Below are 13,096 nucleotides of genomic sequence, written 5' to 3' on the forward strand. Positions count from 1 at the left end.
CAACCGCTGCGCGAGGTCGATGCGTGGTCTCCCCACCCGGCCCCCTGGTCTTCCCCCGGCTGACACCGCACTGAATCCGCGCTGAAACCGCGCTGAACCGCCTCGGCCGCACGCTCTGCAGCATGACGAAGGACCACGAATTCGCGATCACGGCCACCGGGCTGCGCAAGTCCTACGGGGACAGGACCGTCCTCGACGGCATCGACTTCCGGGTGCCCGGCGGCACGGTCTTCTCCCTCCTCGGACCGAACGGCGCCGGCAAGACCACGGCGGTCAACATCCTCTCCACCCTGATCTCCGCCGACGACGGGCAGGCGCGGATCGCCGGACACGACCTGACCGCGGAGGCCCAGGCGGTGCGGGCCGCCATCGGGGTCACCGGCCAGTTCTCCGCCGTGGACGGCCTGATCACCGGCGAGGAGAACATGCTGCTCATGGCCGACCTGCACCACCTCTCCCGTACCGCGGGCCGCCGGGTGATCACCGAGCTGCTGGAGCGCTTCGACCTCGCCGACGCCGCGAAGAAGCCCGCCTCCACCTACTCCGGCGGCATGAAGCGCCGCCTCGACATCGCCATGACCCTGGTCGGCGACCCGCGGATCATCTTCCTCGACGAGCCGACCACCGGCCTCGACCCGCGCTCCCGGCACACCATGTGGCAGATCATCCGCGAACTGGTCTCCGGCGGCGTCACCGTCTTCCTCACCACCCAGTACCTGGACGAGGCCGATCAACTCGCCGACCGCATCGCGGTGTTGAACGGCGGCAGGCTCGTCGCCGAAGGCAGCGCCGAGGAGCTCAAACGGCTCGTACCCGGCGGCCATGTGCGGCTGCGCTTCTCCGACCCGGTCGCCTACGAACGGGCGGCCACCGCACTGCGCGAGACCACCCGGGACGACGCCGCGCTCGCCGTCCAGATTCCCAGCGACGGAACCCAGCGCGAGCTGCGCGCCATCCTCGACTGGCTGGACAGCGCCGGCATCGAGGCCGACGAGCTGTCCGTGCACACCCCGGACCTGGACGACGTGTTCTTCGCACTCACCGGGAACCCCGTCCCCACCCAGTCCACCGGCTCCGCGAATCCCGCCGGTGCCGCCGACAAGGAGAACGCCCGATGAGCGCCGCCGGCCACGCGTTCCGCGACAACCTGACCATGGTGCGCCGCAGCCTCCTGCACGCCCGCCGCTACCCCTCGCTCACCCTGAACGTCCTGCTGACCCCGGTCATGCTCCTGCTGCTGTTCGTCTACGTCTTCGGGAACGCGATGAGCGCCGGCATCACCGGAGGTCACGCGGACCGTGCCGAGTACGTCGCCTACCTCGTGCCCGGTGTTCTCCTCATGACCGTGGGCATGATCTCGCTCGGCACCGCGGTGTCCGTGGCCACCGACATGACCGAGGGCATCATGGCCCGGTTCCGTACCATGGCGATCTCCCGTCCCTCGGTACTGGTCGGCCATGTGATCGGCAGCGTGATCCAGACACTGCTGGCTCTGGTGCTGATCCTGGGTATCGCACTGGCCATCGGCTTCCGGCCCCACGCGACACCGCTGGACTGGCTCGCGGCGGCCGGGCTGATGGCTCTGGTGAGCCTCTCGCTGACCTGGATCGCGGTCGGCATCGGCCTGGTGAGCCCCAACGCCGAAGGGGCCAGCAACCTCGGGATGCCGCTGACGCTGCTGCCGCTGCTGTCCAGCGCGTTCGTACCGGTGGGCACCATGCCGGACGGTTTCCGCTGGTTCGCCGAGTACCAGCCGTTCTCGCCCGCCATCGAGGCCCTGCGGGGGCTGCTGCTGGGCACCCACGTCGGCACCAGGAACGCGGTGCTCGCCGTCGCCTGGTCCCTGGGGCTGAGCCTGCTGGGCTACCTGTGGTCCAAGGCCCGGTTCAACCGTGAGCCACGGCGGTGAGCTCGCGCAGCGCCGCGGCCCGCAACTCCTCCCGCCCCAGGGCGGCGTACGCCGAGCTCGCCTCGGTGTACGCCGCCCTGCCGGCGTTCCCGACCGCCTGCCGGGACCGTGCCGAGGACAGGGTGGGGTAGTCGCGCAGCACCGGCATCCGCTCCGCCAGTGCCATCAGCCGTGCCGCCGCCGTGTCACCACGGGCCAGTCCGGCGTGGCCGAGGGCCAGCAGAACCGTGCCGTACACCGTGAGTTCCACCATGTCCGCGGCGCCGGAGGAGTCGGACAACATCGCGCGCAGCCGTTCCCGCAGGTGGACCAGGAGGTGGGCCACCGGCTCCAGCCGGTCGTGCTGCGCGTGCGCGGCGAGCGCGGTCGCCTGCAGCTGAAGGCACCACTGATCCAGGAAGGGATCACCGGGATGCAGCAGGCTGTACTCCCGCATTCCCTCCACCGTCCCGCGCCACAGGCCGAGTCCGAGCTCGCTCAGTCCCCGGGCCAGCGCGACCTCCGCCCTGGCCGCCTGCAGTTCGGCGATGAAGTCCTGGGCGGACTCCGACTGCCGGTCCTGGGCGGCGAGGCCCAGCCAGTACTCCGCCTCGTCGACCTCCCCGCGTTGCAGACAGGCGGACACCAGCCCGTAGCGGACACCGATGGAGTCGGACCAGTCGCCGACCACGCCGAGTGCGTCCGCCGCCCGCAGATGGTCGTACGCCTCCGCGCCCCGCTCGGTCTTGAGACACAGTTCGCTGATCCGCCCGTGGCTGAGCAGCAGCATGAACGGATTGCCGAACGGCTCCATCGCGGCGAGCATGCGACGCGCGCACTCGAGCGCACGCTCCGTCTCGTGCTCGGACTCCCACACATAACTGGCGACGCCCGACGCGATGCCCGCCAGCATCGGCTCGTCGGCGTCGCACAGCTGCTGCAACCGGGAGTACTGCGGCGGATGCAGGTCCGGAACGGCGCACAGCACGACGGACAGTGCCCGAAGCACGGTGTCCGGGCGGCCGGGCGGCAGGCGGCGCAGGACGGCCAACTGCCGTACGGCGTGCGGGCCGTAGCCCATCATGAGGCCGGCCGTGCACACCGCCGCCGCGCTCCGGACCACCTCCACGTCCTCGGGGTGCTCCGGCCCCGGGCGGAAACGGGACAACGGCCCTGCCGTCTCGGTGGCGAGCGTGATGAACCGGCTGTAGTTGTTGCCGGTGGACCACAAGGAGGCCAGTACGGCGGTGGCGGCGGCGACGGCCGGCCCGTCGGCACGGGTCAGGGCGTGCCGCAACGCCAGGACGAGGTTGTCCTGCTCGGCACGGAGGCGGTCGGCGCAGGACACCGCGTCGGTGCCGTACATCGCGTCGTGGTGCGCCCGGCCGAAGTCCCGGGCCCAGGAGAGGAACCGCCCGGTCACGGCCTCGTCCTCGCCCGCCTCCTCCCGCCGGGCGGCGCTGAACTCCCGCAGTGTCTCCAGCATGTGGAAGCGCACCCCGGAAGGGCTGTCACCCACCTTGATCAGGGACTGCCCGGCCAGCTGCTCCAGCAGATCCAGGGCGCCCCCGGTCCCCCCGAGCACGTACTCCGCCGCGTCCACGGTGAAGCCCCCGGGGAAGACCGAGAGCGCGCGCAGCGCCTGCCGGCCGTCGTTCCCCAGCAGGTTCCAGCTCCACTCCACCACGGCCTGCAGTGTGCGATGCCGCTCGGGCGCGTCCCGGGCGCCGCCGCGCAGCAGTGCGAAGCGGTCCCGCAGCCGGCGCGAGATGTCGGCCACGGAGAGCGCTCTCACCCGCGCCGCGGCGAGTTCCACGGCCAGCGGCAGCCCGTCCAGGTGACGGCAGATCTCGGTCACCTTGTCGGCGGGCAGCTCCACACCGGGCCGGGCCGCCCGCGCGCGCTGCTCGAAGAGCTCGAAGGACGTGGTCAGGGACAGTTCCGGCAGCGAGTACACGGACTCCGAGGTCAGCCCCAGCGGCGCCCGGCTGGTCGCCAGCACCCGCAGCTCCTTCGAGCGCGACACCAGTGCCTGTACGAGACCGGCCGCCCCGGAGAGCACATGCTCGCAGTTGTCCAGCACCAGCAGGGCGGGGCGGGGGCCCAGCGCGGCGACGATGCCGCCCACCTCGTCCCCGCCGGTGAACTGCCGGCCGTCCCCGGCGCCGACCGCCGAGGCCACCTCGCCGACCACGTCCTCGTCGGCGGTGACACCGGCCAGGGCGACGAAGTGCACCAACGGCTGCTCGGCCGCCCGGCTCACCGCGTGGGAGAGCCGCGTCTTGCCCAGTCCGCCGGGGCCGGTGACGGTGACCACCCGGGCGTCGCGCAGCAGCCGGCCGACGGCGGCGATGTCGGCGTCCCGCCCCAGCAACGGGTTCGGCTCGTGCGGCACACCGTGCCGCACGGGCGGTGCGTCCGCGTGCAGCACCTCCTGGTACACGGACCTGAGCCGGGGCCCGGGATCCGTGCCCAGCTCGTCGCGCAGCCCGCGTCGATAGGTGTCGTACCGGGTGAGTGCCGCTGCCCGGCCCGCCGTGGCCGCCTCGCAGCGCAGCAGCTCTGCCAACAGCTCCTCGTCGCGGGGCAGTTCGCCGGCCAGATCGGCCAGTGGCGCCGCGGCCTCCGCCGTGCGCCCGAGCCGGGCCAGCGCGAGCGCCCGGGTCCGTACCAGCGAACGGAACGCCCGGACCCGGTCGGCACGCAGCGCCGTCACCGGGTCGTGCCGCTCCTCGCCCGCCGCGGCGCCCAGACTGCCGTCCCACAGCGCCAGGCCCGCCTCGGCCCGCGCCAGGGCGCCCTCGTGATCACCCGCCCGCGCGCACTCGGCACTCGCGACCTCGTGCGCCGACAGCGCCGAGCTGTCGACCTCTGTCTCGTCCAGGGCGAGCCGGTACCCCGTCGGCGTGCTCACGATCAGTGCGGCCCCCAGCTGTGACCGAAGCCGCGACACCAGCACCTGCACGGCCTTGCCCGGCCGCTCCGGCAGTTCGTCCGGCCACAGCCCCTCCACCAGCCGGCCCGTGCTGCACCCGGTGCGCAGATCCCCGGCGAGCAACGCCAGCAGTGCGCGCAGTCGAGGCGCCGTGATCTCCTGTCCGCGACAGGCGACTCGGGGCAGCAGGGTCAACTCGATGGTCACGCGTGAAGGTTAGTCAGCGGGGCGTCGGGACGCACCCGGCTGGTCGTCCGGAGAGCCGGACGTGACCGGTGATACGTTCGCCGGGCGGGTGTGCTCGGGCGTGTTCGGGTGTGTCGGCGGACAGCGTTCCCCTATGGACATGACCGCGGACATCAACGGGGGCATTTCCGGCGGACCGACGCGCCGTCGTCCGACGGAGCGGCACTGGCGGCCGGTGCCGTGGTGCCGCTCGGTGCCGCGTGCCCCACCCGGACCGCTCCGGTCCCGGACCGGCGCGGGCGCGCCGCACGCCGGAACTCCTCGGCCGAGGACTCGTGTGCGGCGAGCGTGTCAGCGCACGTGGACGGTCCTGGCCGACGTGCTGATGTCCGCGTGGGGGTGGCCGCCACGCCGGCCGTCGACGCCGTAGAGCACGCCGCGGAACTGCACGACGCCGCGGTGAGCGACCTTGACCTGCACGTCGACCTCGGCATCGCGGCTCCCGATCTCCACGGTCCGGCCACATGCGACGGTGTGCCACGCACCGCGCGTCCCCGCGCGCTCCTGCGCACAGAACGTGGCGTAGCGCACCGCGTCGCTTCCGCCGTGTCCGGTGACATGGACGGTGTGACCTGCCCGGACCGTGCCGGGCGACGCGGTCAGAACGACGTCGCCCTTGGCGAACGCCGGTGTCACTGCCAGCACGGCCGCGGCCGCGCCCAGCGTGCCCACTGCGACGACCTTGGCCCCCTGGCGGCGGAAGCCGGATTTCCCGGCGGAGCCGATACCACGGTTCATCTTGCTGTCCTGCCCCTCGTCTGGTCCCCATCCACGGCCTGGCCGCCGCCCATGGCCGGTGCCGGCGACTGCGCTGCGACCGCGGCCTGATATCCCGCAAGACGGAATTCCCTCGCACCGCGTTGCCTGCCGACCATGAACAGGATCAGTGTGATGTGCGGGGCTCGCCAGTCAGCGCGCGGCGTGGCGGGGTCGTGTTCGACACGAATGCTCGTGTTCGACACGAATGGGCTCGCCCGGTCGGCTGATCCACCGGCCGGCTCCCGCGGTCGCAGCGCGGCAACTGACCACGACTGACCGCGCGAGGCTGGAGAGGCCCGGCCGTTCTGATGCATGGTGCCCGGACCTGGGGGGACGGTGGTGGCGCCGGGCGCCGCCCCGACCTGGCGACCTTGCTCGTCGTGATCGAACACGGCGGGCGGGGGATGGCCGACGGCGTGCCACTCGTCGCGGTCGTACCTCCGACGCGGTCACGACGGCACGCGCCGACTGCCCGACCTCGTCCGACGTGTTCCGTGGTGTCCGAGATGTACGGACGGTCCAACTCCTCGCCCGCGCGCCGCAGATGGGTCATGCGCTCGCCGGGGGTGCGGGAGGGCGGGCCCGCCGCGTCGTCCTCCGCCTTCACGCGGCCGCTGCCGGGCCCCACGTGTGTTCAAAGGGGGCGATCGCGACCAACCGCCCGACGCAGCTGAGCAGTTCACCCCTGGCGCACGATCGCTGCCGACCGCACTTTTCCACCGTGGCCCGGTGTATCCACCGGCGGCTGAATCGGGTAACCGTCACAGCAGGGAACTGGCCGCGCAACGGTGCCGTGCGTGTGCCTCCCTGTGAGTGATCTTCGGCCCTGGTCGGTTCGGCGGGCGGCAAGGCGGTCATTTCCTGAGGCGATCGATCCTTCTGACACAAAGGAGTGTGATGCACGTGCGTACGTTTCTCGCCGCCGTTGTCCTGGCCGCCGCCGTAACGGCCTTCGGAGGCGCGACCACCGCGGCAGCCCACAGTGGCTCCGCCCCGAGCACCAACGACGACGCCACGGGCCTCTCGATCCTGGACACACCGGTGAGCCTCGTCTGCCACGTCGACGACGTGCTCGGCAACGCCCCCGCCTGCGACTGACGGGGGAACCAGGAGGCCTCGTCGGCAGTTCCGCGACATCACCGTCCTCCCGCACGGGTGATGTCGCTGAACTGGCGGACATCATGGCCACGACGCATACCGACACCAGACACCATGCCGACGCGGCCGGGCCGCCGCCGCGGGGCTGATCGTCGTCCGGGGCGTCGCCCACGGCGCCGTCCCCGTCTCCGCCCGGACACGGTTCGCCAAGGAAACTCCCGAGGCCCCCGGCTCGGTGTGCCGGGGGCCTCGGTGTCAGGTGCGCGGAGCGCGGGATTCGTGACGTCGGGTGCGGTCAGGGATGCCGGCCGGGCCCGGTGGGGGTGGGCGAGGTGCCGCCGCCGGTGCCGGAGGTCGTCCCCCCGGTGGTGCCGCCGTTGGTTCCGCCGGTCGTGCTGCCCGTCGTCCCTCCGCTGGCGCCGCCGAGCAGGCCGCCGTTGCCCCCGCCGCCGGTCAGGCCGCCGTTGCCGCCGGTGGTGGCGCCGGAGGTGTCCGTCGGGCTCGGGCTGACGCAGTTCTTCTTGTGGTGGCGGCAGGGGCCGGTGGACGAGCCCGGTGTGCCTGGCTTGGTCGGCGTGGCCGAGGGGGCGCTCGCGCTCGGCGAAGGCGTTGCCGTCGGGGTGCCGAACTCGTTCGCGCCCTGGCCCAGCGTGGGTGCGGGCGGGAACTGCTGTACGGGCTGCCCCTGGAGGGCGGCGGTCATGTAGCCGGTCCACACCTCGGTGGGCATGTCGGCGCCGAAGACCTTGGAGAAGCCGCCGACGCCCTTCATCGACTGGAGGCCGGAGTTCTTCGGGTCCTCCTTGAACATGCTGATGGCCGTGGTGAGTTGCGGGGTGTAGCCGATGAACCAGGCGGACTTGTAGTCGTCGGTCGTACCGGTCTTGCCGGCCACCGGGCGGCCCAGGGCCTGCGCGTTGGTGCCGGTTCCGCTCTTCACGACACCCTGCAGGACGTCGGTGACGGTGTCGGCGGTCGAGGAGGGCATGGCGGTGACGCCCTTGGGCGCCTCGAAGCCGGGCAGCTGGTGGCCGCCTGCGACGACCCTGGTCACCGAGTACGGCTCGTGCTGGACGCCGCTGGCGTCGAAGGTGGCGTACGCGTCGGCCATCCGGATCGCCGAGGGGGTGGAGGTGCCGATGTAGAAGCCGGGGGTGTCGTACTGAAGGCTCTTGCGCAGCAGACCCGCCTTGATGGCCTCGCCCTCCACGTTGTCGTAGCCGACGTACTCGCCGAGCTGGACGTAGGGGGTGTTGACCGACTGTTCCATCGCCTTGCGCAGGGTGATGTAACCCCACTTCGTGGGCACGTCGTTGCGCTGGTGCAGGAGACCCGAGGGGTCGCCCGGGTCCGGCATCTCCTGGCCCTGCTGGTTCTTGATGGTGATGCCGTCGTCGCCGTTGAACTTGGAGTCCGGGGTGATCGGTGAGGCCGGCTGCCCCGGGGAGAGGACGGCGCCGTGGTCGAGGCCGGCCGCCAGGTCGAAGGGCTTGAAGGTGGAGCCGACCGGCACACCCGTGGCATCCGCGTTGTTGGTCCAGTGGCCCTTGTCCCAGCCCGCACCGCCGTACAGGGCCATGACCGCGCCGGTGGACGGATCGATGGACGCCGCGCCGACCTGGACGTCCTTGTCGGCCGAGCGGTGCTTCGGGTCGAGGTGCTTGCTCTCCATCGCCGCCACGGACGCCGACAGCTCGTTCACCTTCTTCTTGTTGAAGGTGGTGTAGATCTGGTAGCCGCCGTTGCCCAGCTGCTGGTCCGTGAGGGACGTGTGGGCTTCGACGTACTTCTCGGCGGTCTGCACCAGATAGCCGGTCTGCCCGGACATCCCGGCCGACGGGGAGTAGGGCTTGGGAGTCGGGAACCCGGCGGTCAGGTACTGCTGTTCCTGCGCGGCGGTTATCTTGTTGATCTTGGCCATGCGGTCCAGCACGTACTTCCAGCGCGCCGTGGCCTGGGCCTTGGCCTGCGGGTCGGTGTCGGCGTGCATGAGCAGGCTCGGCTCGTTGACCGTGGCGGCTATGAACGCGCCCTGGCTGACGGTCAGTTGGGAGGCGTGCTCGTGGTAGTAGGTGCGCGCCGCGGCCTCGATGCCGTAGGCGTCACGGCCGTAGTAGCAGCTGTTGAGATAGCCCTGCAGGATCTGCTGCTTGGACAGCTGGCCACCGATCTTCAGGGAGATCATGATCTCCCTCAGCTTGCGGGTGACCGACTGGTCCTGGCTCAGGTAGGTGTTCTTCACGAACTGCTGGGTGATGGTGGACCCGGACTGCACCTCGCCGCCGGAGGCCATGTGGTAAACGGCGCGGAGCATGCCCTGGGTGTCGATGCCCGGATCGGTGTAGAAGGTGGCGTTCTCCGCCGCGAGGAAGTCCCACTGCACCAGCTTCGGGACCTCGGCGAGATCGACGTTCTGCCGGTTGGTCGACCCCTGCGTCGTCATGATCGAGCCGTCGGACCAGTAGTACGTGTTGCTCTGCGCCTGTGTGCTGGGGTTCACACTGGGGATCGTCGTCGTGGCGTAGGCGTACCCGAACAGGCCCACCACACCGCCCAGGAACAACAGGAACGTGCCGGACACCAGCTTCCACGAGGGCAGCCACCGCCGGAAGCCGTGTCTGTGCGCTTGCGGGTAGTTGATGAGGCGGCGCCGGCCGGAACGCCCGGCCTGTGCGCGTCGACCGTCCGACGCGGCACGCCGAGTACCCGTCGCCGCACGCCGTGTGTCCGTCGTACGTTCGGTGTCCGCCGGGCGGCGTCGTCGTCCGCCGTCTCCCCGGGCAGCCCTGCGCGCCTCGGCCCGGCCGCCGTACGGCACGCCGTCCGAGCCGGACGGCCCGGCATTCCCCGACGTTCGGCGCCGGTGTTCACTCATACTCGCCACTCCTCAACCAGGCGTACGCCCCCGCTGCGCTGCGGCCGGCCCGTCCCGGCGCAGAGCCTGACGGGGGCTTGACCTGGGGTGGATTACCGTTCCCGGCATCTCCTACAAGTTGTAAGAGTAAGCGGTGCTCGGTGTGCGCCGACAACCGCCCCCGGGCAAAGTCCTGCGACACGGACGACGGCCGTCCGGTGGCCTATCCGCGGTGCCCGCCGTGCATGCTCCCATACCCGCGCCCCTGCCCATGTCCGGGCCCGTCTCCGTCTCCATGCCCGTCGTGGTGTTCCCCGTGGTCCGGCGGGCCGCCCATCATGCGGAGCATCGCCGGACCGCCGGTGCGCAGGAAGCGGACGAGCAGGGACGCGGCCAGCAGCAGGAAGGCGATGTTGAGCCAGGTGGTGTAGTTCCAGATGATCCCTTCCTCGGGGATCCTGGCATCGGCCTGGTCGGGGACGAGCCCGAGACCGCCGAAGGCGAATTCCACGACGTACCCGGCCACCACGATCGCCATGAAGAACGTGACCAGCAGGAAGGCGGCCATCCGGGCGCCGTAGTACTTCCGGTAGATGTTCAGGATCGGCACGATCAGCAGGTCGGCGTAGACGAAGGCGATGACTCCGCCGAAACTGATGCCGCCCTTCCACAGCACCACGGCAAGCGGCACATTGCCGATGGAGCAGACAAATGTGGCGATCGCCACCAGCGGCCCGATCAGCGGCCCGATCAGCCTGGCCGCCAGCGGATGGCCGGCCAGGAAGAACGTGTGCCAGAAGTCGTCCGGCACCCACGCGGCGATCGCCCCGGCGATCAGCAGTCCCGCCACCAGGTCACGCAGGATCGCCGCCCATTCCATGATGAAGATGTGCGACACGGACGTCAGGCCGTCCCGTGACAAGAGCCGCCAGGTGAATCCGCCCTCGCCGCCCACGGACATGTCCATCGCCGCGTGCCCTTCCATGGAGCCGGCCAGTCCGCGCTCGGCCTGCTCCCGCGCCCGGCACAGCAACCGCTCGCGCAGCAGGACCCGGAACAGCAGGGCGAGGACGACGATCATGATCGGGCCGCCGACGAACTCCGCGGCGGTGAACTGCCACCCCATCAGCAGGGCCAGGATCACACCCAGCTCGATCACCAGGTTGGTGGAGGCGATCTCGAAAGCCATGGCCGCGGTGAAGTCGGCGCCCTTGCGGAACAGCGAGCGGGCGAGCGCGACGGCGGCGTAGGAACAGGACGAGGACGCCGCACCGAGTCCCGCGGACAGGGCGAGCGTACGGGGCCGGTCGTCACCGAGGAGCCGTACGACCGTCTCGCGGCGCACCACCGCCTGGACGACCGCGGAGAGAACGAAGCCGAGGATCAAGGCCCAGGTGATCTCCCAGGTCATCGACCCGGCAAGGGAGAGCGCGTGCCCGATCGCATGCATGGTGCCTGCCCTTCGCCGTAGGCCGCCGCCGTCGGGACCGCAGTCTATACCCCCTCGGGGTATTTAGTCCGTCCGGCGCCGATCCGGCACCCCTCGCACGCAGCGCGGGCGTGTGCGGGCCGACTCCGATCAGGGCATCGACGTGGAACTCCGGCATCCCGCGACGCAGCATCGCCGTGCGTGCCTTGTCGTCCGGCAGGCCCACGGAGCGCACGGGCGTGCCGAGGACGTCGGAGAACTCGTCGGCGGCTTCGGCGTAGGTCAGCGCCTTCGGCCCCGTGAGGTCGTAGACATAGCCGTCGTGGTCGTCCGGTGGTGAGAACCCGCGCCGCGACACGGTCGTCAGGTCCCGGTGGTGTCGGGCTTCGGGTGCGGGCCGCCGAAGCCGTGTTCCGAGCGGTCGAACCGGTGTCCGGGCGAGAGCGAAGCAGGCAACGGTGCCTGAACGGTGATGCGTTGGTACTCGCCGACGGCGGCTGCGAGGAAGTCCCGCGCGTGCCTGGTCGTCCATCAGGACGGTGGGGGGAGCGGGGGCCACGCCGAGAGCACATGTGCCGTGCCGGTACGGCATCCGGCACTGACCATGCCCCGCGCCCTCTGGCTATGCTGCCGACGAAGCGTTCAGCGAAGCGCTCAAACGAACAGCGGGTTGTGAGGGGGCCATCGGCATGCGCGAACCGGTCGATCTCAGGCGGCAGCGGATCCTCGCCGCGGTGCAGTCGCGCGGCGCGATCCGGGTCAGCGATCTCGCCGTGGAACTCGCGGTGTCGGTGGTGACGGTCCGCCGCGATGTGGAGGAGCTGGCCCGCGCGGGTCGGCTGCGCCGCGGCCACGGCGTGGCCCGTCCGGTGCTGCCCGAGACGCAGCGGCCGCCGGCCCCCACGCCGCCCTCCGCCGACGGCGGTCCGGTCGCGGTCGTGGTACCGGAGCGCCATGCGTATCTGTACGAGGCGCTGCACGGCGCCCGGACCGTGTTCGAGAAGGCCGGGATCCGTATCGCGCTGCACATCGCACCCGCTGCCCCGGGGGCGGAACAGCCGCTCGTGGAACGGGCGTTGGCCGAGGGTGCGCGAGGCCTGCTGATCGCCCCGCGCTGGCGCAGCCGCGCCACGGAGGAGGCGGACTACGCCTGGCTGTCGCGCCTGGACGTGCCCGCGGTGGTGATGGAGCGCAGGCCGCGGCGCGGCAGCGCGCTGCACGCCGTGGACACCGTCTGCACGGACCACTGGTACGGCATCCATCTCGCCGTCGGACACCTCACGGAACTGGGCCACCGGCGTATCGTGCTCGCCGCGCGCGACGACAGTCCGACGGCGCGCGCCATCCGTGCCGCGTTCACCGAGATCGCCGCTGACCATCCGGACGTCGACCAGTGGGCCGTGGCGCTCAGTTCGCCCGGCGCGGTGCCCGACCGGGCCGCGACCGCGGGGGAACCGGTCGAACTCCCCTCCATGTTGGCCGAGTTGGGTGCGACGGCCGCCGTGCTGCACGGCGACGTGGACGCCTTGATGCTGGTGCAGTCGCTGTGCGACAGCGGTGTGCGGGTCCCCGAGGACTGCTCCGTGATCGCGTACGACGACGTGGTCGCGGCGCTCGGCAGTACGCCGCTGACCGCGGTGTCCCCGCCGAAGGCCGACGTCGGCCGCGCGGCGGCGGAACTGCTGCTGCGCCGGCTCGACCCGCGGGACTGCGAGGCCGCGACCGCACCCGTGCGGCGGCTGGAGTTGCTGCCGTCGCTGAAGGTCCGCGGCTCGACGCAGGCGCCGCGCACGTCAGCGGCCACGGAGCCAACTGGCGTAGCAGAGTGAGCGTTTGACCGTTTCATTTTCTTCTGATTGATCTATTGACCAGGTTCATTCAGCCGCT

At 71.3% G+C, this 13,096-nt stretch carries 8 protein-coding genes; 4 read left to right on the forward strand and 4 right to left on the reverse strand.

The genetic code is table 11. The features are described from left to right. Window positions 1–122: 122 nt before the first annotated feature. Both BIV23_RS25300 and BIV23_RS25305 read left to right on the forward strand, forming a co-directional pair. Window positions 123–1,118, forward strand: coding sequence for an ATP-binding cassette domain-containing protein (locus BIV23_RS25300; protein ID WP_071383242.1), 996 nt, complete (start codon window positions 123–125; stop codon window positions 1,116–1,118). After that, on the forward strand, window positions 1,115–1,909 hold the full coding sequence (locus BIV23_RS25305; protein ID WP_071383243.1) for an ABC transporter permease: 795 nt from the start codon (window positions 1,115–1,117) through the stop codon (window positions 1,907–1,909). The genes BIV23_RS25300 and BIV23_RS25305 overlap by 4 nt, the downstream gene beginning before the upstream one ends. On the opposite strand, the gene BIV23_RS25310 is transcribed toward BIV23_RS25305, so the two are convergent. Beyond that, entirely contained in the window at window positions 1,887–5,030 is a 3,144-nt protein-coding gene (locus tag BIV23_RS25310; RefSeq protein ID WP_071383244.1) for an ATP-binding protein, read from the reverse strand. The genes BIV23_RS25305 and BIV23_RS25310 overlap by 23 nt on opposite strands. A gap of 330 nt (window positions 5,031–5,360) precedes the next feature. Next, window positions 5,361–5,807 (reverse strand): hypothetical protein, encoded by a 447-nt coding sequence (locus BIV23_RS25315; protein WP_071383245.1) that lies wholly within the window; start codon window positions 5,805–5,807, stop codon window positions 5,361–5,363. A 924-nt stretch (window positions 5,808–6,731) separates the two neighbouring features. On the opposite strand from BIV23_RS25315, the gene BIV23_RS25320 reads away from it, so the two are divergent. Continuing rightward, window positions 6,732–6,926, forward strand: a complete 195-nt coding sequence (locus tag BIV23_RS25320; RefSeq protein ID WP_143079110.1) for a hypothetical protein — start codon at window positions 6,732–6,734, stop codon at window positions 6,924–6,926. 295 nt (window positions 6,927–7,221) lie between these two features. On the opposite strand, the gene BIV23_RS25325 is transcribed toward BIV23_RS25320, so the two are convergent. Together BIV23_RS25325 and BIV23_RS25330 are read right to left on the reverse strand one after the other, a co-directional pair. Next, the gene (locus BIV23_RS25325; RefSeq protein WP_245790631.1) at window positions 7,222–9,507 is read right to left on the reverse strand and encodes a transglycosylase domain-containing protein; all 2,286 of its coding nucleotides are present in this window, start codon (window positions 9,505–9,507) and stop codon (window positions 7,222–7,224) included. Window positions 9,508–10,003: 496 nt separating this feature from the next. Further along, window positions 10,004–11,230 (reverse strand): permease, encoded by a 1,227-nt coding sequence (locus BIV23_RS25330; RefSeq protein WP_071383247.1) that lies wholly within the window; start codon window positions 11,228–11,230, stop codon window positions 10,004–10,006. Window positions 11,231–11,898: 668 nt separating this feature from the next. Here BIV23_RS25330 and BIV23_RS25335 point away from each other — a divergent pair. After that, window positions 11,899–13,038 (forward strand): substrate-binding domain-containing protein, encoded by a 1,140-nt coding sequence (locus BIV23_RS25335; RefSeq protein WP_071383248.1) that lies wholly within the window; start codon window positions 11,899–11,901, stop codon window positions 13,036–13,038. Window positions 13,039–13,096 lie beyond the last annotated feature (58 nt).

This window comes from Streptomyces monashensis (assembly GCF_001866665.1).
Lineage (GTDB): Bacteria > Actinomycetota > Actinomycetes > Streptomycetales > Streptomycetaceae > Streptomyces > Streptomyces monashensis.